The sequence below is a fragment of the Aquimarina sp. MAR_2010_214 genome, from assembly GCF_002846555.1.
Classification (GTDB): domain Bacteria; phylum Bacteroidota; class Bacteroidia; order Flavobacteriales; family Flavobacteriaceae; genus Aquimarina.
The window spans coordinates 5,299,105-5,320,854 of record NZ_PJMS01000001.1 but is presented as its reverse complement, the minus strand read 5'-3'; the positions used below and the strand labels follow the sequence as shown (position 1 = coordinate 5,320,854).

10 protein-coding genes are annotated in these 21,750 nt (G+C 32.4%); 9 read left to right on the top strand and 1 reads right to left on the bottom strand.

The genetic code is table 11. From position 1 onward, the window contains the following. Positions 1 to 41: 41 nt before the first annotated feature. Positions 42 to 4,136 (bottom strand): ATP-binding protein, encoded by a 4,095-nt coding sequence (locus ATE84_RS22820; protein WP_158237322.1) that lies wholly within the window; start codon positions 4,134 to 4,136, stop codon positions 42 to 44. Positions 4,137 to 4,524: 388 nt separating this feature from the next. On the opposite strand from ATE84_RS22820, the gene ATE84_RS22815 reads away from it, so the two are divergent. The 9 genes from ATE84_RS22815 to nagB all read left to right on the top strand — a co-directional run bounded on the left by ATE84_RS22815 (position 4,525) and on the right by nagB (position 21,599). Then, positions 4,525 to 5,883 carry a Gfo/Idh/MocA family protein gene (locus tag ATE84_RS22815; protein ID WP_101450131.1) on the top strand — a complete coding sequence of 453 codons (1,359 nt, stop codon included), beginning with the start codon at positions 4,525 to 4,527 and terminating at the stop codon, positions 5,881 to 5,883. An 18-nt stretch (positions 5,884 to 5,901) separates the two neighbouring features. Beyond that, entirely contained in the window at positions 5,902 to 8,850 is a 2,949-nt protein-coding gene (locus ATE84_RS22810; RefSeq protein ID WP_101450130.1) for a TonB-dependent receptor, read from the top strand. Between the two features lie 23 nt (positions 8,851 to 8,873). Next, positions 8,874 to 10,529 carry a RagB/SusD family nutrient uptake outer membrane protein gene (locus tag ATE84_RS22805; protein WP_101450129.1) on the top strand — a complete coding sequence of 552 codons (1,656 nt, stop codon included), beginning with the start codon at positions 8,874 to 8,876 and terminating at the stop codon, positions 10,527 to 10,529. 73 nt (positions 10,530 to 10,602) lie between these two features. Beyond that, a complete protein-coding gene (locus ATE84_RS22800; RefSeq protein WP_101450128.1) occupies positions 10,603 to 13,923 on the top strand; it encodes a VCBS repeat-containing protein in 3,321 nt (1,106 codons plus the stop codon). A gap of 23 nt (positions 13,924 to 13,946) precedes the next feature. Then, positions 13,947 to 15,302, top strand: a complete 1,356-nt coding sequence (locus ATE84_RS22795) for a DUF3472 domain-containing protein (protein WP_101450127.1) — start codon at positions 13,947 to 13,949, stop codon at positions 15,300 to 15,302. A gap of 185 nt (positions 15,303 to 15,487) precedes the next feature. Beyond that, positions 15,488 to 16,603 carry a mevalonate kinase gene (locus ATE84_RS22790; RefSeq protein WP_233195880.1) on the top strand — a complete coding sequence of 372 codons (1,116 nt, stop codon included), beginning with the start codon at positions 15,488 to 15,490 and terminating at the stop codon, positions 16,601 to 16,603. A 28-nt stretch (positions 16,604 to 16,631) separates the two neighbouring features. Further along, a complete protein-coding gene (locus tag ATE84_RS22785; protein WP_101450126.1) occupies positions 16,632 to 17,504 on the top strand; it encodes a sugar phosphate nucleotidyltransferase in 873 nt (290 codons plus the stop codon). Between the two features lie 334 nt (positions 17,505 to 17,838). Then, a complete protein-coding gene (locus ATE84_RS22780; protein WP_101450125.1) occupies positions 17,839 to 19,653 on the top strand; it encodes a sodium:solute symporter family protein in 1,815 nt (604 codons plus the stop codon). A gap of 41 nt (positions 19,654 to 19,694) precedes the next feature. Further along, positions 19,695 to 21,599, top strand: coding sequence for a glucosamine-6-phosphate deaminase (nagB, locus tag ATE84_RS22775; RefSeq protein ID WP_101450124.1), 1,905 nt, complete (start codon positions 19,695 to 19,697; stop codon positions 21,597 to 21,599). Positions 21,600 to 21,750 lie beyond the last annotated feature (151 nt).

Here is a 21,750-nt window from a genome sequence, read left to right as displayed (position 1 = left end):
AAGAAGACTTGATGATAAGGTTTTTGAGATACATTTATGTATTAAAAAGTAGTATCTACTCCATGTTTTTTCAGATAAGTAATAGCACCTATTTTATTAGCTTCCTTTTTAAAAGCGATAGGTGTTTTTTTAAAATATTTCTTAAAGCATTTCGAAAAGTATTTTGGGTCATTAAATCCTGTCATGAAGGATGCTTCAGAAATATTATACCCGTATTTTGTAATTAAAACAGCAGCCTTTTTTAAACGAAGCAACCGCACAAAATCAACTAAACTATTCCCTGTTAATGCATGGCATTTTCGGTAAAGACTAGAATATCCCATGTGTAAGGATTCAGCAAGTTCTTCCATTTTAAAATCGGCATCATCTAGCCTTAGATTGATGTTAGACACAAGGTTTTCAAGAAAAATTTCGTCTTGTGATTTTTCTAATTTCACTTTAGGACTACTGATAATTTCTTTACGATATTTTGATATTATATATTCTTTAGAAGAAATAATATTTTTTACCTTCAACAACAATTCATTAGTATTGAATGGTTTATTGATATATTCTATAGCACCAGATTTTAGTCCTGATATTTTAGCGTTTGTAGAATTTTTGGCTGTAAGTAATATGATGGGTATATGCATAGTTACCGGATCTTTTTGAAGCTTTTTGCTCATTTCTATGCCATCTAGTTTAGGCATGACTATATCACTTAAAATAAGATCTGGTAAATTATTTTTAGCATAATAATAACCTTCTTCACCATTTTCGGCCATGATGATGTTGTATTTAAGTTGTAAAAGCTCTTTTAGAAAAGCTTGTAGATCAAAATTGTCTTCTACTATTAAAATAGTTTTCTTCGATAGATCTAATTCTTTTTCTTTAATTAAAGTGTTATTTTCTACTATAGAAAAATTATTAGGTTCTTCAGTATCATCGGTTATGATTCTTTCGGTTTCTGTATATGCATTTTCTGTTATTGGAAATTTAATGATAAATGTAGTACCCTCTATAGGATTAGAGTTAACTTTGATTTTACCTCTGTGTAAATTCACTAATTCTTTTGTGAGTGCTAATCCTATACCTGTGCCTTTATTTTTTTTACCGATATCAGATTGGTAAAATAGCTTAAAAATGTGCTGTAGTTCTTCATCGGGAATTCCTGGTCCAGAATCTATAACAGATAATTTTATGAACTTTTTATTGTTGACTGGTACGATATTTAAGATAATATTACCCTCTTTGGGAGTAAATTTAAAGGCATTAGAGAGTAAATTGTATATTACATGTTCCAGTTTCTCTTTGTCATACCAAGTTGCAGTCAAGTTCTTGGGGCAATTCACTATAAAATCAATTTTTCTTTTTCTTGCCAACTCCTTAAACGAGATAGAAATATTTTCTATGTCTTTACATAAATTATTTTTGGTAACAGTTAATCTTAAGGTTTCTAATTCTTTATTTCTAACTAGTGTTAATTCTTGTGCGATCTTAGAAAGGCGTTTGGTGTTATATGACATGATTTCTAAACGCTGTTTTAATAACAGATTTCCATTCTTTTCGGCCTTTTTTAACATGTCATCAATAGGCCCAAGGATCAATGTAATTGGTGTCTGAATTTCATGAGACATTTTTGCAAAGAAATTCATTTTCAAATCGTGTAATTCAGTTTCTTTTTTATGACTAACTTTTTCTAGAAATAAATTTTTTCTCATGGAGTACCATCGCCTTACCCCATATATTGCTAGTATGAAAATAAACAGATAAAAAATGTAAGCCCAAGGTGTATTCCATATAGGTTGCTGTATTGTGATCGCTATTTTTTTTTCGGGAAGTTCCCAAACTCCTTTTTTTGTTCCCGTTTTAACCTCAAAAGTGTAGTTTCCGGGAGGGATATTTGTATAAGTAGCTAAGCGTTCTGATCGGCTGGTTATCCAATTTTTATCGAACCCTTTTAATCTATATGTATAATAGTAACTTGGGTTTAAAATATTACCTATTGCATAAAACCTAAATGAAAAATGAGATTGATTATGTTTTAGTTTTAGAGATTCAGTATTAGCTATTCCAGTAGTAGTTTTATTAGGTAATAATGAATAAACGGGTTGGTTAAGTATTTCTATGCTATTTATATATAATCTGGTATTCGATGCTTTTTTATTTAGATGTTTTGGGTCAAAGCTATTTAATCCTTTGACACCTCCAAAGTACAAAAGACCTTGTTCATCCTTAAAATTACTTCTCTGTAGAAAAACATTGTCTTGAAGTCCATCAGTATCGTAATACGTTTTTAGAACAAGATTCTTAACATCTAAATGACTTATACCATTATTTTTAGAGCTCATCCATAAATCATCATTATTATCTTTAAGAATTGCTATAAAACTTTTTTCTCCAATAGATTCTATATGTTCAAATGTAGTATAGGTCTTATCTTTAGTATTAAATTTTAATAATTTACCTAATCTGTTAATTAACCAAATTTCTCCAGGGTTGCCAAGAACCATAGATTTTACAGCGCGAATTTCATCTTTGTAGTTTTTGTTTTTTTGTGAATAATCAATAAATGTAGAGTTACTTATATTAGTATGATGTTCATTAAATTGAAATAATCCCCCATTATAAAGTCCTAACCAAATTATACCATTTCTATCTTCTAGAATACTTTCTGTGTTAGGGCCTTTTAGTCCTTTAGAATTATTGTCGAAAACTGCTATGAGTTTCAAATCAGGAGAGTAAATGTTAATCGAAAGGTTTGATCCTATCCAGATCCGCCCTTTAGAATCAGAAAAAACGGTTCTTATATCAGTTGCTTCCTGTTTATTCGAATTATAAACACTTATCTTTTGAAAAGTATTGTTACTTGTATTGTGATGCCATAAACCATTCTTATAAGTTCCAAACCAAACATTTGATAGGTTATCTTCTGTTATAGATTGAATATAAAATCCTCTATTTAAGGATATGTCACTAAAGTAGCTCTTCTCTTTTGTAGTTCCGTCAGTAGTATAGGTTACTTTTGTTAATCCAGATCCATCTGTCCCTATCCATAAAACATCTTTAGAGCTTTTTAAAATGCTTAATACTCTAAGAGGTGTGTTATTAACAGAGCCTTCGTGGTATCTAATATTATTATTTCTGTTAGGAAGAATATTAAGTTTACCATAGTTTGTAGTAATCCACATATTTCTGTGGTTATCTTCATTGATGTCCAAAATGGTATTACTACTTAAAGAAAATTCATTGGAATATTGCCGTGTAAACAAATCAACCTCTCCGCTGTTTATATTTACTTTGTATAATCCACCTCCATCTGTTCCTCCCCACATATATCCATCTTTACTGCAAAACAATGACAAGAACATCTCTTTATTGATATTAAACTTCTCTTGCTCAAAAAAAGAATCTTCTATAAACTGTTTACTAATAGGGTCATAGACAAATAATCCATAAGTTTCGGTTCCTACCCAAAGTTTATTATTAAGATCTGCGGCAAGGATAATATTTCCGGGATAGTTAGTAAATGGCCCAATTAATTCAGTTACCTGTTCTGTTTTTAGAGAATAACTATAAATTGTACCACTGTTAGTACCGACATATACTTCTGAAGAATTTAATACATCAATGTCTATAATGTTCTTGACTTCAGAACCCTTATGGGAAATTGTAGCGATAAAGTTCATTTTAGAATCAATATATTGGTAAATATTACCAAGTTTAGAAGCCAACCAGATACTTTCCTTTTTTGTAACAATTGAACTTATGCCATCATTTTTAGGTAACAAAGGAGTTATATCTTCAAATTGATTAGTTATAGCTACATATCTTGATATCAATCCAAATTGAGAGGTTACCCATATATTTTTGTTGTGATCAACAAGCATATTCTTTATAAAATCATTATGATCAATATTCGGAAAAATCATCTTGTTTTTAATGAGTTTATAATCATAACCATTATAGACCAATATTCCATCGGCACATAACATCCAAATATTATCAAATGAACCCTGTGCCGTTTTAGTGGGGATAACAAATTTGTTATCGTTTATAGGTGAGAGATGTCTAAAACTTGTATGATTTTGACCGTGTAAGAAAGAGACACACCATATAAAAATACCTAACAAAGAATAGCCTCTTAATCCAAACATAACATACCTTTTTAATAACATACTTTTTAGTGCCGTACTTTAATTATTTGATAATACAATACCTCATAAATTGTATTAATATGAAAACTACATATATGAGGTGCCTCCTAAATAATTATGGTTTGTATTTTAATTATAATTTTTTAACAATTATAATCAACTATCTTTTAAAGTAATGTTAAAGGTATTAATAAAAATCACTAAAAATGATTTTTGAAGACTCGAAGAGCACCCTCTAAAGTAGTCTAATTCGTCAAAAAGGAGGATAAAATATGCATTGTCATCATTAGATCTTAAATAATACTCCTAAATGCTTAAAATATCATCTTGAATAAGGAATGTATCCGTCATATTTGAATTCTAATAGTTTAACAATAAAATAACTTAAATGAATTCTAGACGAAATTTTGTTAAAAAAACAGCACTTGCCAGTGCAGGTGTATCACTACTACCCAACTTGTCTTTTGGAGCGATGACTAACTTAACTGATAAGAAGCTTAGGTTAGCTTTTATTGGAGTTGGATTAAGAGGGATGAATCATTTTAACAATGCTCTTAATAGAAAAGATATAGATATAACTGCTATCTGTGATATAGATCCTGAACGAATAAAAATAGCTTTAAAGAAAATTGATGAAGCTAATTTTTCAAAACCAAAAGTTTTTGGAAACAGTGATCACGACTACAGAAATTTACTAGAATTAGAGGATGTAGATGCAGTGATAATATCTACACCATGGTTATGGCACACTAAAATGGCTGTAGATGCTATGAAAGCAGGGAAATATACTGGTTTAGAAGTTTCTGCGGCTAATACTATTGAAGAATGTTGGGATTTGGTGAATACACATGAAGCAACTGGGTCACATTTAATGATCTTAGAAAATGTAAACTATCGTAGAGACGTCCTTGCTGTTCTAAATATGGTGAAGCAAAATGTTTTTGGAGAATTGCTCCATTTTAGATGTGGTTATCAGCATGACTTACGCTTTGTAAAATTAAATGATGGAAAATCTGCCTATGGTAAAGGCGTTGAGTTTGGAGAGAAAGGAATATCAGAATCCAAATGGAGAACTCAGCATTCTGTGCTAAGAAATGGAGATGTGTATCCTACTCATGGTGTAGGACCGATTGCTACAATGTGTGATATTAATAGAGGTAATCGTTTTACTTCATTAAGCTCTAATGCAACAAAAGCTATTGGATTACATAACTATATCGTAAAACATGGTGGGAAAGAGCATCCAAATGCAAAAGTGAAATTTAAGCAAGGAGATGTTATTACAACAACAATCGAAACCGCTAAAGGAGAAACGATCATTGTAACACATGATTGTAATTTGCCAAGACCTTATTCATTAGGGTTTAGAGTACAAGGAGCTAATGGATTATGGGAAGTTGATGGTAGTCGAATGTATATCGAAGGACAATCAAAACCACATCAATGGGATGATGCAGATCAATGGCTCAAAAAATATGATCATCCCTTATGGCAAAAATATGGCGAATTAGCTACAGGAGCAGGGCATGGAGGAATGGATTTCTTTGTTCTAAACGCGTTTGTAGAATCGGCAAAAGAAAATATTGCACCACCTCTTGATGTTTATGATGCAGCAGCTTGGAGCTCAATTACACCGCTATCAGAATTATCTATAGAAAATAATGGAGAACCACAAGATTTTCCCGATTTCACAAGAGGTATGTGGGTAAAACGTAAACCTTATAATTGGATAAAAAGTAAATATTAAATCACTAAATCATAATATATGGAAAAATTAAAGATTACCCTATTGATCCTTATATGTACTCTTACAAGTAACATATTAGCTCAAGAAAAAACGATAACGGGAACAGTTTATGACACATCAGGCAGACCTGTTGTAGGAGCTTCTGTTATAATTAAAAACACTACAAAAGGAACTACGTCAGATTTTGATGGAAATTATACCATAAACACGAAAGAAAAAGATGTTCTTGAAATATCTTATGTAGGATTTATTACACAAGAAATAGTGGTAAATGATCAAACAAAAATAGATGTTTCCCTACAAGAAGATGTTAGCCAATTAGAAGAAATCATTGTTGTAGCCTATGGTACACAAAAGAAAGAAACAATCACCTCATCGATAGTGAGTATCAAATCAGAAGAACTAAAAGATGTTACAACTCCCGATGTGACTACGATGTTACAAGGAAAAGTTGCGGGAGTACGTTTAGGAGCTTCTAGTGGTAGCCCGGGATCTGTGCCAAATATATTAATACGAGGCTCTTCGTCTCTAGGAGGTAGAGTAACTCCATTGTGGGTGGTTGATGGTGTAATACAACATAGTATACCTATAATTAACCCAAATGATGTTCAATCTATATCCGTACTTAAAGATGCTTCTGCGACATCACTTTATGGATCTCGTGGTGCAAATGGTGTAGTTATCGTTACTACAAAACGAGGAACTTCAGGTAAGTCAGAAATTAGTGTAAGTTCAAGAGTAGCTATAAACACATTTAATACTGGGAAATTTGAAGTTATGGACTCGCGACAATTATATGAGTATCATACACAATTCTCAAATTCTCAACCTTGGTTTGCTCCAGAATTATTAGATCGAAATTATGATTGGATCGAAAACGGAACTCAAGATGGTTTTGTTAAGGATGTAAATGTATCATTTACTTCGGGAACCGAAAAACTGAAACTATTTATCAATGGAGGATATTACAATGAAACAGGAACCTTGCGAGGGAATGAATTGGATAGGTATACATATCGAATGAATTTAGATTATGATATTACGAAACGTTTAAAAATAAGCCCTAAACTGTCATTTAGCTTTGATAACAGAGACAAAATTGCAGAGGCTCCCTTATACGAATTGTATCTAAACCTACCTTGGGATAATCCTTATGATGCAGAAGGTAAACCAATTAATGCACAAGAAGCTTCTGATTGGTTAGGTAGAGACCAAAGAAATTATTTACATGATCAGCAATGGAACTACTTCTCTAATAATACATTTAACCTAAGTTCTAATTTTGATTTTGAGTATCAAGTTGTTCCCAACCTGGTTTTTAAATCAGTAAATAATTTTACATATTATCGCTATAAATCAAAAGCATACACAGATCCCAGATCAATTTCTGGATTAGCCACTGGTGGTAGCATAAGTGATAGGATAGACGAGCGATTTACCAAATTAACAACCCAGACATTACAATATTCAAATGTGTTCGAAGAGCATTCTATAACTGCTTTAGGAGGATATGAGTATAATGATTATAAATATGAAAATGTAGATGTAACGGGTAATGGTATTGTTGCAGGAACAGAAGTTTTAAATGTAGCAAGTGAAACTGGAGAGATAAGTGGATTCAAGAACGATTATGCTTTACAATCATTTTTTCTATCTGCTAATTATGGGTTTAGCAATCGATATTATCTAAAAGCTTCTATACGTAGAGATGGAGCTTCAAATTTTGGATTAGATGACCAATACGGTAATTTCTTTTCAATAGGAGCAGGATGGAACATACATAATGAAGCTTTTTTTAATAGAAATGTTATTAATGAACTTAAATTACGCGCGAGTTATGGATCTGTAGGAAACAGACCATCATCTTTATACCCATACCAAGGAACATATAGGTTAAATACACAATATATTGGTACTCCGGGAGCAGTATTAGATCAATTAGGAAATCCAGATTTAAGTTGGGAAAAATCGTATGAAGCAAATATTGCGATCGACACTAGATTGTTTGATAAGGTAAGCGCAACGTTTGAATATTATAACAAAGACACGTCTGATCTGTTGTACTTCGTGAATTTGCCTGATGTTACTGGATATAGCGGATTTTGGGAGAATGTAGGAGGGCTTACCAATACTGGATATGAAGCTGCGATTTCGGTCGATGTTATACAAAATAAAAATTTTGAATGGAATCTAGGATTTAACATTGGGTTTAACAAAAATGAAATTACAGAGTTGTTCGATGGACAAACAGAAATCCCTAGAGGATCCAAAATATTTAAAATCGGAGAAGACTCTAGTTCATGGTATATAAGAAAATGGTTAGGTGTTGATCCCGACAATGGAAATCCACTATGGGAAGTTGTTGATCCTGATACTGGAGAACGAACTGAAACTAGTAATTGGAATGATGCTACTCTACAAGTTGTTGATGCATCCTCACCAGATTTTATAGGAGGATTTGATTCTAGACTAAGCTATAAAAATGTATCACTTTCTACCAATTTTAATTTCTCTAAAGGAGGTAAACTATACAATGGTGCTAGAGAATTGTTTGACTCAGACGGAGTCTACACTACCTTTAATCAGCAAGTATTAGCAGATGATTGGAACAGGTGGGAAAAGCCGGGAGATATAGCAACACACCCTTTAGCTGTTGAAGGCGGTAATAACAATTCTAATAAGCGTTCGTCTCGTTATTTAGAAGATGCTAGTTATTTAAGAATGACAAATGTTACATTATCTTATAATTTACCGCAGAATGTGCTAAGTAAAGTAGGGATAAGCAACTTCAGTGTATATGTATCTGGAGATAATTTATTAACATTTACAAAGTATAGCGGTGTTGACCCAGCAGTTACAGGTAATCCAGATAATGATGATCCTAATAATATTGGTTTATCAGGAAGTCCCGGGTTAACGTATCCAATACCAAAACGCTATGCATTAGGTGTTAACGTATCATTTTAAAAAAACATTTAAAAATAAATAGTATGAAAAAATTAATAATACTACTACCTGCTATCGCATTTATACTACATTCCTGCGAGTTAGAAAAGAATCCTTATGAGCAGATTTCGGTAGATGAATTGTTTTCTGATCCAGAATCAATTGAAACAGCTACAATTGGTAATTACGCTTTGTTAAAAGGTGATAAAGGTTTTGACGGTTGGGTAGATGATCTACACAGAATATCAGAGTATGCCGGAGATAATGTAAGCCTTAGTGGAGGTACAACCGATCATTTATTCTTTTTATATAACTATCAATCCATAAAAACCAATTCTAGAGTAGAAAGATTTTGGCGTAATTCTTATAAAATTGCGGTGGGATGTAATGTAATTATTGAAAAAATTGTAGAAGGAGAATCGGTCGAAACTGATCAATTATTAGGAGAAAATTACTATCTAAGAGCGCTTACATATTTTCAAATGGGTAACGTATTTGGAAGACCTTATAATCAAGGAGCCTCTAACCTATCTATACCACTTAAGTTAACATCAGATATTACAGATAGACCAGACAGACAGACCATAGAGCAAGTGTATGCTCAAGTCATTAATGATTTAGAAAAAGCAGAAGCTTTGATGACAGTAAACAAAGGAGCATCTTTTGCTTCAAAAGAAGCTGCACAAGCATTATTATCCAGAGTATATTTATATAAGGAAGATAATATAAGAGCAGAAGAATATGCCGATAAGGTTATTGCATCTGGGAATTATGCTTTACTCTCAACAGATCAATTTTCTAAAATGAATACATTAATACCTGATCAAAATAAAGAAGCTATTTTTGCAGTAACATTAAGCTCTGCTACAGATCTTTTAGGAGGCTCAGATGACTGGTATACCATAGGATCTTTTTATGCCAATGTCGAAGGTAAAGGTTGGGGTGAGATGTATGCTTCGAGAACATATTTGGATTTAATAGAAAAAAACCCTGACGATGCAAGAAAATCATTTATAGAGCCACAGCCTGAAAAAGATAGTGATCAAAATGAATTCCCTGCTGTGTATTGGGTAAATGATGCATATGCATATGAATTTAGAAGAACAACTGAAAGCGGAGGAATAACTACGTTTGAAGATAATGGAAATACATATACCGTAGAATCTGAAATTGTAGATGGCAAAACCGTATATTATTTTAATGGTACTGGTGGTAGACAGGATGTTATTAAAGGTGTTGATCTTAAAAAACGTAATGGACACCCAAAATTCTATATTCTGAAAGCATCATTGCAAGAGAATGATATACATCTTTGGTCTCCAATGGTATCCCGTCTAGCAGAAATGTATTTAAACAAAGCTGAATCCTTAGCAAAAAGAGGTGCGGATCAGTTAGCCTTGGATAATATAAACATCATTAGAGAAAGAGCTGGTATTCCTACATATACATTAGCTAATGTTCCAATAGGAAAAACCATATTAGATGTTGTTTTAGAAGAGCGTAGATTAGAATTGGCATATGAAGGGCATAGAAGATATGATGTATATAGAAATGGTCGTACAATGAATAGAAAATACCCAGGTACGCATTTAAATGGAACAAATGCTTTTCTTGAAATACCATCTACACATCCAAGAGTTGTAGAATTCATCCCAGAACAACAGATCATTTTACAGCCATCATTAATTCAAAATGATTAATATATAGTAGCATAGACTTCTTTTGAAGTCTATGCTATTTTACTATTTAATAAAGTATCCTTATATCATAAACATGCGGATTTATATATATAAAATTTGGATTGTATTTTTGATGTTTACCTTTTTGTATTCTTGTAAGAATCCGATAGATAAATTATCATCAGAGAAATTATTTACAAAAATACCAACAGAGATTACAGGAGTAACTTTCGAGAACAAAATATTAGAATCAGAACAACTACATTATTATAAATATTTATACATCTATATCGGTGGAGGGGTAGCCGCAGCCGATTTCAATAATGATGGATTAGAAGATCTTTTCTTTACCTCTAATATCTATCATAATAAACTTTTTTTAAATAAAGGAAATTTTCAATTCGAAGATATTACCATAAAAGCAGGAATAAAAAAAAGAGCTGGTTTTGATACCGCAGTATCTGTTGTCGATATCAATAATGATGGTTTTTTAGATATCTATATTAATAGAGCAGGTTGGTATGAAGGAGATCAGAAACTTGCCAATATGCTATATGTAAACAATGGAGATCTCACCTTTACAGAACAAGCAAAACAACATGGATTAGCAGATACTAATCGATCGATCGCATCTACATTCTTTGATTATGATAAAGATGGAGATCTGGATGTTTATATAGCTAATGCTCCAGCCGAGTTTGATTTATCAGGTAAAATACTAGATATAGATAAAATTCAGAATAGTAAAGAAACACAATCTTTTAGAAGTAGTGATAAGTTATATAATAATGACGGAAAGGGAAACTTTACAGATGTTTCAGAACAAGCAGGAATTCTACCAGATTTAGGCTTCGGGCTTAATGCACAGGTAGGAGATCTTAATAATGACGGTTGGCTAGATATTTATGTGTCTAATGATTTTATCGGACCTGATTTCGCCTATATAAATAATAAAAACGGAACCTTCTCAGACAAAAAGAACACACTTTTTAAGCACATCTCATATTATAGCATGGGAAGCGATATTGGAGATATTAATAACGATGGATTTAATGATTTAATGGTTTTAGATATGAGCCCAGAAGATCATGTTCGATCCAAAACAACCATGTCTATGATGTCTATTGATCGATTTAATGAAATGGTAAAAAAAGATTATCATTATCAGTACATGCATAATGTAATGCAACTAAATAATGGAAATGGTACTTTTAGTGAGATTGCTCAGATGTCTGGCCTTGCGCAAACAGACTGGAGTTGGTCTGTGCTTTTTGCGGACTTTGATTTGGATGGATTAAACGATATTTATGTCACCAATGGTATTTATAGAGATGTTGTTGATCGTGATATGAACATTGAAATTAATAACACCATCAACAAAAAAAGAAATACCCTAAAAGAAAAAGATTTTTACGAATTCACCCAAAAATTACCCCAACAAAAATTAACTAACTATTTATTTAAAAATAAAGGAAATCTAAAATTTGATAATATAACTAAAGACTGGTCAGATGAAAAACCGACATTCTCAAACGGTGCGGTGTATGTTGATTTAGACAATGATGGCGATCTGGATATAGTTACTAATAATTTAGATGAAAATGCAACGATACTTAGAAATAATGCAAGAGGAATCAATGATAATAATTTTTTACAATTCACCTTTAAAGGATTACAGAAAAATGTATTCGGAGTTGGAACAACCGTAAAAATGTATATGAATGATGGGAAAGTACTAACTCGACAACTCATAAACTCCAGAGGATATCTTTCTTCTATGTCGAATACATTGCATTTTGGGATAGGAAAAGATGATATAGTTCCCAAAATTGAGATCATTTGGTCTGATGGGAATAAGCAACATCTTACGAATATAAAAGCAAACCAATCATTAAGTATTGATTACGTCAAAAGTGTTAAAACAGCAAGACAAAGTACCAATACAGAATCTAATACAATTTTTACAGAATCTATGGTAGATTTCGAGCATACTGAAATCTCTTTCAATGATTTTGATAAACAATTATTATTACCACATAAACTATCACAAACAGGACCTGCAATAGCAAAAACAGATCTTAATAACGACGGATTAGAAGATCTTTTTATAGGAGGAGCACATAACCAAACTGCACAACTATTAATAGCTTCACAAGAAGGGAATTTCAAAAATGTACCTGTGCAGGATTTTATAAAAGATAGTTTGTATGAAGATGTAAGTGCTAGTTTTTTTGATGCGGATAATGATGGAGATAAAGATTTATATGTAGTAAGCGGAAGTTACGAGTTTGATCCAGACTCACCACTATTACAAGACAGATTATATATCAATGAAGGAGATTATAATTTTAATCGATCAGAATTGAAATTACCACCTATTAATACTGCTGGTTCTATTGTAAAAGCTTCAGATTTTGATCAAGATGGAGATGTTGACCTATTTATAGGAAGTCGTGTAATCCCAGGAAAATACCCATATGCACCAACAAGTTACTTGTTAATTAATGAAAATGGAAAATTTATAGATAAAACAGATGATTTGGCACCAGATCTAAAAAAGATTGGTATGGTGACTAGTGCAGAATGGAATGATATAGATAACGATAATGATTTGGATCTAATCGTTACCGGAGAATGGATGGGTATTGAAGTTTTTATTAATGATAAAAAAGGGCTTTCTAGAAAAGAAATGTATAATGATTTATCGTCAACCAAGGGGTGGTGGAATAAAGTTTTGATCGTTGATATCGATAAGGATGGAGACAAAGATATAATAGCTGGAAATTTAGGATTAAACTTCAAACATGAAGCATCAAAAGAAAAACCCTTTCACGTATATACAAATGATTTTGATAATAATGGTACAGAAGATATTATGTTGGCCAAATATTATAAATCGAAGCAAGTTCCTGTGAGAGGTAAGCATTGTACAGCAGAACAAATACCGTACTTAAAAGAAAGGATAAAAACGTACAGCGATTTTGCCAATAGTGATATTCAGGAAATAATAGGAGAAACTTTTCAATCAGCTATTCATTATCAAGCTACAGAATTTAGGTCTGGTGTTTTTATAAATTATAACGCTGGTTTTGAATTCACCCCATTTCCTGTAGAAGCTCAAATGACCCCGATTAATAGTATTCTTTATGAAGATTTTGATGGGGATCATATTAAAGATTTACTAATGGCAGGAAATAATTATCATACAGAGGTAGAAACCACTCGTGCAGATGCAGGTATAGGTGTTTATCTAAAAGGACTCTCAAAAGGAGAATTTCAGCCTGTAAAAAACTCTGAAACTGGATTTTACGCAGATAAAGATGTGAGAAATATGCTGCTAATAACCTCTCAAAAAAGGAAAGCTGTTATTGTGGTAAATAATAATGGTAAGCATCAACGATATGAAGTTAACTAACTAATTATGAAGAGTATAAAATAATGAAAAAGTATAAAAAATCAATTTATAAAATCTTGTTTTTATTGATGTGCATTTGCATATTGGCATGTAGTTCGGATAAAAAATCTGTTAACCCCGAAAGTAATAATCAATTAGACCTATCAATAACTATTCCTCCAGGAGCTAATAGTTGGGTAGTTAATAGTACAGAGCAGGATGCTGTTTTAATCCATGATTCTGGTATTCATAATTGGACATCATTAGATGATGTTATTCGTGTTTATTTTCATACAAAATTAACAGGTGAATTACATCTTGGTTTAAATATTAAATCAGAAACAGGGCCATCAACTATTAGAGTAACAGTAGGTAATACAACAAAAGATATAGTTATTGATAATACAACTTATAAAAATGTTGAAATAGGGATGTTTGATATAACTAAATCGGGATATAATTTTATTGAAATTCAAGGACTTCAAAAAACAGGCGAATACATAGGAGATATCAACAAAGTTTTTATCGGTGGACCGGCAACAACTAGTGGTGTTTCATTTGTGCCGAATGACTTTAGCTTTCATTTTGGAAGAAGAGGACCTTCTGTTCATTTAACTTATAAAATGCCAGAAAATAAGGATGTTATATATTTCTATAACGAGGTTACAATACCTAAAGGAGAAGATGTGGTTGGGTCCTATTTTATGGCAAATGGTTTTGGAGAAGGATATTTTGGAATTCAAGTTAATTCGGATACCGAAAGGAGAATATTATTTTCTGTATGGAGCCCATTTGTTACTGATGATCCAAGTACAATTCCAGATGACTATAAAATAATTCTTTTAGGTAAAGGTGAAGGAGTGACAGGTGGAAGTTTTGGAGGAGAAGGTTCTGGAGGACAGAGCTATAAGGTGTTTGATTGGAAACCTGAAAATACATATAAATTTTTATTAAAAGGAGAACCCTCAGTCAATAATTCTACAGATTACACAGCATATTTCTATGCCCCAGAAGAAGGTGAGTGGAAATTAATTGCAAGTTTTAGAAGACCACATACAAATACATATTTAAAAGGGTTTTATTCATTTTTAGAAAATTTCAGAACACATACAGGCTTTATTTCAAGAAAAGGAAAATACGCAAATCAATGGGTATATGATACCCAGGGGCAATGGCACGAATTAACGAATGCCAAGTTTACTGCTGATGCAACCGCTAGGAAAGAGGCTAGACTTGATTATGCAGGTGGTGTAGATGGAAACTCATTTTACTTGAAAAACTGCGGATTTTTTGATGATAATACAACTATGAATACTGAGTTTTCTCGAACAGCAAATGGTGTAAAACCAGATGTAGATTTTTCACAACTACCTGGTTTAGGGGCATTAAAAAATAAGTAACGATAATTAAAATTATAAAGGTTGAGGTGGGATATAGAATATTATAAAAACAAAATATATAAAACATATGACATCACTTTAACCAAACTAAAACTTTAAAATATTTGTTGAGTTAGCTGATTTGAAAAGCCTTTGATGATTAAATATTATTCAGAGGCTTTATTTTGCTAAAGGAGATAAAATGTATGGATTATAATAACATGATTTTGAATAAAGTTAACAGGAAAAATAAATTGATTTCATTTGCCCCAGGGAGAACATGCCTATTTGGAGACCATCAAGATTATCTGGGTCTGCCAGTAATAGCATGTGCCATAAACAGACATATTAAATTAACTGCTTTTAAAAATAAAGAAAGAACCTTTAATATCAATACACCGGATATTGGTAAAAAAAGAAGTATCAATGTTTGTGATGAAATTAGATTTGTTGAAAAAGGAGATCACTTATTATCAGCACTAAAAGTGTTGAGAAGATACGATTGCATTCCTAATGTTGGATATGATATCACAATTTCTGGAAATCTACCAATAAATGCTGGTACCTCTAGTTCTTCGGCAGTAGTAGTGTCCTGGGTTCAGTTTTTATTAGAAGCTTTTGGAGCTGACCATAAAATCACACCAGAGTTTATTTCACAAATTGCATATGAAGCCGAAGTTTTAGAACACGGAAACCCTGGAGGAAAAATGGATCAATATAGTATTGGCCTGGGGAATATCATGTATTTGGAAACTGGAGAGAATAATTCATATGAGTTATTTGATCGCCCAATACCTGGACTAATTATAGGAGAATCTGGTATCCCAAAAGAAACAATTGGTGTTTTAAATGAATTAAAAGAAAATGCTTGGCAAGCTATACATACATTGGCGATGTATCATGAAAATTTTAATATAGAAAATGTCGAAAAAAAAGATATAAAAAAATTATCTCATCATCTGCCAGATAGATTAGAACCTTTCTTTTATGCAGCTGTATCAAATCATGATATAACCAAAAAAGCACTTACAGAATTTAAAAAAGATCATTTAGATATAGAAAAAATAGGTGTATTAATGAATCAACATCATACTATTTTAAGGGATCTTCTAAAAATAACACTACCCAAAATTGATCATATGATCGAAGGAGCATTAAAAGTTGGTGCTTATGGAGCAAAGATTGTTGGCTCTGGTAGAGGAGGTAGTATTGTTGCTATTGCTCCAGAAGGTAAAGAACAACAAGTTATTGATGAAATTATAAAAGCAGGAGGAAAAGATGCTTACCTGGTTGAGGTTGATCCTGGAGCAAGAATACTCTAAAAATTGTAAACAAAAAATAAATTATCGAATGCATAGAAACCTAATAATTTTAGCGGGTGGTGCTTCATCCCGAATGAAGAAACAAACTTCACTCCAAGACTTAAGCGATGAAGAAATTGAACAAGCAAATAAAAGAAGTAAAGGCCTTATTGGTGTTGGTCCAAATGGACGCCCTCTCATGGATTATCTGCTATATAATGCAAAACTTGCAGGCTATAAAAAGATTTATATCATCATAAGTGAACAAGGTGAATTATTTAAAAAGTTTTATGGCGATAATGATAAGGATAATGACTTTCACGGTCTTAGCATATCTTTTGCGATTCAATATATTCCTGAAGGAAGAGTAAAACCATTTGGTACAGCAGATGCATTATTTCAGGCTGTTGAGCAATACCCCGAATTGAACAAAGGTTATTATACAGTGTGTAATAGTGATAACTTATATTCCTCAGATGCGTTATATGCATTAAGAGCTACATCAAGCCAAAATGCTTTTATTAGTTATGATAGAGATACGATGGAGTTTTCTTCAGAACGAATTTCACGTTTCGCACTTGCAAAACTAGATGAAACAAATCATTTGTTAGATATTATTGAAAAACCACCTCAAGCAGAGGTAAATAACTATAAAGATAAAGAAGGTAAATTACGAGTTAGTATGAATGCTTTTAAATTTAGTGGAACTACTATTTATCCTTATTTAAAAAACTGTCCTGTTCATCCAGAAAGAAATGAAAAAGAACTACCAACAGTTCTTTTAAACATGTTAAAAGAACATCCGAAAGAAGCCATAGGAATACCTTTTTCTGAACATGTACCAGATTTAACGGCAAAAGATGATATAGTTGCAGTAAAGAAGTATTTAAGCAAACATTATTCTAAATTAAGCTGGGATTAATAAAATGCAACCTATAGGAAGCATTAATGATCTATAAGCCGTTAAGAATTACATATGATTAATTCGTTGTGCATTTTGATTAATTGTAGGAAAAAGCGTCAATTCGAGTGGTTTTTCGTAATAAAATGGAGAAAAAGTGTATCGAAAATAGCTTTTTTGACCCAAAATTCTTGTCATCCTGAGCGTGTCGAAGGGCTCGATATACTTCTTCCTACGGTCGAAGCACTAGAATTGACGAATTTTAGATTAAAAAATGTAAAAATGCGCAACAGCTATGACCATTTAATAAAAAGCTTTAGAATATTACAATAAATTATAAATTTAAAAAGACATAATGATATCACTAAGTACTTTTGACTATGTATTAATAATTGCATTTTTTGTGATCACTTTATTTGTTGGTATTTGGGTGTCTAAAAAATCAGGGAAAAATTCATCAGAGTTTTTTTTATCAGGAAGAAATATGCCATGGTGGTTACTTGGTTTATCTATGGTTGCTACGACATTTTCTACCGACACTCCCAATTTGGTAACTGATATTGTAAGAACAAACGGAGTATCTGGTAATTGGGTTTGGTGGGCATTTTTGATCACAGGTTTGTTAACTGTATTTGTTTATGCCAAATTGTGGAGAAAATCAAATGTAAGCACAGATTTAGAGTTTTATGAATTGCGCTATAGTGGTAAACCAGCAAAGTTTTTACGAAAATTCAGAGCCATATATCTTGGTGTTATTTTTAATGTTATTACCATGTCTTCGGTAACTTTGGCTGCTATTAAAATAGGAGGTATCATGTTAGGTTTAGAACCTTGGCAAACAGTAATTAGTGCAGGGTTGATAACGGTTACATTTAGTGCAATTGGTGGTTTTAAAGGTGTGGTTTATACCGATTTTATATTGTTTTTTGTTGCTATGGGGGGTGCCATTGGTGCTGCATATTATTTGGTTAATTTGCCAGAAGTGGGAGGTATAAAATCTTTAATTACAAATGAACATGTGGTAGATAAGCTATCGATACTTCCTGATTTTAATGATAAACATGCTATAATCACCTTACTAATAATACCATTAGCTGTACAATGGTGGAGTTCATGGTATCCTGGAGCAGAACCTGGTGGCGGTGGCTATATCGCACAACGAATGTTGGCTGCCAAAAATGAAAATCATGCTATAGGAGCAACCTTCTTTTTTAATATAATTCATTATGCATTACGTCCATGGCCATGGATTATTGTAGCGTTGGCATCTTTAGTGATATTTCCAGACCTGGCAAGTATACAAGAAGCTTTTCCAAATATAACAACAGATAAACTAGGTCATGATTTGGCCTATTCTGCCATGCTAACCAAATTACCAAGTGGATTATTAGGTTTAGTATTAGCCTCTTTGGTGGCCGCATATATGAGTACCATTTCTACGCAATTAAATTGGGGGTCTTCTTATATTGTTTATGATTTCTATAAACAACAAATTAACCCAAATGCTTCAGAGAAACGATTGGTGGCAGTAGGTAGAATTGCAACAGTAATATTGATGGTATTTAGTGCACTTTTAGCATTACTTTTACAAAATGCGTTACAGTTGTTTGAAGTACTATTAGTTTTTGGAGCAGGAACAGGCTTAATATTTATTTTACGTTGGTTTTGGTGGCGTATTAATGCTTGGAGTGAAATTACAGCGATGTTTGCTTCAGGAATCATTTCTTTAGTATTGAAATTAACACCAGCAGGTGTCTATTTTTTTGATGCAGAAAATGGAGTGTTTCCAGATTGGTCAGAATTTCCGATAGTCGTTTTTCTAACCACTACTATTTGGTTGATAGCTACTTATGTAACTCAGCCAGAAAGTAAAGAAGTGTTACGTGATTTTTATAAAAAGACACAACCAGGAGGTCCTGGGTGGAATCACATAGTTGATCAAGCAAAAGAAGAGAAAATTATCTTAAAAAATACCTCAAAAGGATGGAGTGTACCTTTCGGTATTCTTGCAATGTTATTGGGGTGCGTATTAATATATAGCATCATGTTTGCCACAGGATATTGGATATATGGATACACAACTTACGCTCTGATATTGACTGAAATAGCTATTGTTTCGGGGTACTTACTTATAAAAATATGGGGTAAGATTAAAGCTAATATATTATAAAATAGAATTTAAAAAAGATTGTTGAAATAATTAGAAGAAAAATGAATATTAATTATAAACCGGCAGGTCAATTTGAAGAAACAAGATTTGAGAAAATACATAACGTAATTTTTAAAAATTCGAATGAAGCTTCTGTAGTAGTGGCTACAGAAATAGCAAATCTTATAAAAGAAAAATCGAAAAAAAATGAACAATGCGTTTTAGGATTAGCTACTGGTTCTTCTCCGATTAAGGTATATGAAGAATTAGTGAGAATGCATCATGAAGAAGGTTTAAGTTTTAAAAATGTGATAACCTTCAATTTAGATGAATATTATCCAATGGATATAGAAAATATACAGAGTTATTATTACTTCATGTATGAACATCTATTTGATCATATTGATATATCTCCCGAAAATGTTCATATCCCCGATGGAAAAATAAATAATGATGATCTCTATCAATATTGTATTGATTATGAAATGAAAATTAAAGAAGCAGGTGGATTAGATTTTCAGTTATTAGGTATAGGAAGAACAGGTCATATAGGTTTTAATGAACCAGGATCTCATTATAATTCTGGTACACGAATGATAACATTGGATCATATCACCCGGGTGGATGCAGCTCCTTCTTTTTTAGGTATAGAAAATGTTCCTAGAAAAGCTATAACTATGGGAATTGCTACAGTAAGAGCAGCAAAACGTATTGTATTGTTAGGATGGGGGCAGCACAAAGCAACAATTATCAAAGAAACTATAGAAGGAGATGTTTCTTCTCATGTACCTGCAACATACCTTCAAAACCACCAAAACACAACTTTTATATTAGATACCGAGGCAGGATCAGAATTAACCAGAAATAAAACACCTTGGTTGGTTAGTTCATTAGCATGGACAGAAGCATTAAAGAATAAAGCAATTATCTGGCTATGCGAATTAACCCAAAAAAGCATATTAAGCTTAACAGATAAAGATTATAACGATAATGGTATGTCTGGGTTATTAGCGCAAGAAGGTTCTGCTTATGATTTGAATATTACAATGTTTAATAAATTACAGCACACTATTACGGGATGGCCTGGAGGTAAGCCTAATGCAGATGATACTAATAGGCCCGAGAGAGCAAATCCAGCCAAAAAGAGAGTCATTATTTTTAGTCCACATCCCGATGATGATGTGATTTCTATGGGAGGAACTTTTGATAGATTAGTTGAGCAAGGTCACGAAGTTCATGTGGCTTATCAAACATCAGGCAATATAGCTGTATCAAATCAAGAAGCTTTAAAATTTGCAGAAGTAAGTCAAAAATTGAATTCAGACTCAACAGTAACTCAAAAAATTATTGATACGTTGTCTACTGCAAATGAATATATTGTCGATACTATAGAAATACGACAATTAAAGGGACTAATCAGAAGAAGTGAATCATTTGCGGCAACACGCTATTTGGGATTAAACGATAGTAATGTTCATTTTTTAGATTTACCATTTTATGAAACAGGTAAAATAAAAAAAGACAAACTATCAGAAGTAGATATTGCCATTATGTGTAAGCTAATAAAAGAAATACAACCACATCAGATTTATGCGGCAGGTGATTTGGCAGACCCACACGGAACGCATAAAGTATGTTTAGATGCTTTATTTGCAGCTTTAGAGCAGTTAAAAACAGAGCCGTATATGAAAGATTGTTGGGTTTGGTTATACCGAGGTGCATGGCACGAATGGGGTATTCATGAAATTGAAATGGCTGTGCCCATGAGTCCGGATCAAGTGCTAAAAAAACGACATGCCATTTTTTGCCATCAATCACAAAAAGATGGAGTAATGTTTCAAGGAGAAGATTCAAGAGAATTCTGGATGCGGGCAGAAGAGCGAAATAGGGATACCGCTCAGAAATACAATGCCTTAGGGTTAGCCGATTATGCTGCCATAGAGGCTTTTGTGAGGTATGAGTTTTGAACTGTGTGTGGTGAAAATATAAATAGGCTAGAGGTGTAGATTGGAATCATGTTTCTATTATAGAAAATATGCGGTGTTAGATTTTTCCTGAAAAACTGATAATTTCCGAAACTCGGAAGCGATTCTGTTATAACTCAACGGCGATTTCAGT

Excerpts from the sequence above, each read along its gene's own strand:
- ATE84_RS22810 (WP_101450130.1), top strand. The coding sequence starts at position 5,902 with ATGGAAAAATTAAAGATTACCCTATTGATCCTTATATGTACTCTTACA.
- ATE84_RS22815 (WP_101450131.1), top strand. The coding sequence starts at position 4,525 with ATGAATTCTAGACGAAATTTTGTTAAAAAAACAGCACTTGCCAGTGCA.
- ATE84_RS22790 (WP_233195880.1), top strand. The coding sequence starts at position 15,488 with ATGGATTATAATAACATGATTTTGAATAAAGTTAACAGGAAAAATAAA.
- ATE84_RS22795 (WP_101450127.1), top strand. The coding sequence starts at position 13,947 with ATGAAAAAGTATAAAAAATCAATTTATAAAATCTTGTTTTTATTGATG.
- ATE84_RS22780 (WP_101450125.1), top strand. The coding sequence starts at position 17,839 with ATGATATCACTAAGTACTTTTGACTATGTATTAATAATTGCATTTTTT.
- ATE84_RS22820 (WP_158237322.1), bottom strand. The coding sequence starts at position 4,136 with ATGTTTGGATTAAGAGGCTATTCTTTGTTAGGTATTTTTATATGGTGT.
- ATE84_RS22800 (WP_101450128.1), top strand. The coding sequence starts at position 10,603 with ATGCGGATTTATATATATAAAATTTGGATTGTATTTTTGATGTTTACC.
- ATE84_RS22785 (WP_101450126.1), top strand. The coding sequence starts at position 16,632 with ATGCATAGAAACCTAATAATTTTAGCGGGTGGTGCTTCATCCCGAATG.
- nagB (WP_101450124.1), top strand. The coding sequence starts at position 19,695 with ATGAATATTAATTATAAACCGGCAGGTCAATTTGAAGAAACAAGATTT.
- ATE84_RS22805 (WP_101450129.1), top strand. The coding sequence starts at position 8,874 with ATGAAAAAATTAATAATACTACTACCTGCTATCGCATTTATACTACAT.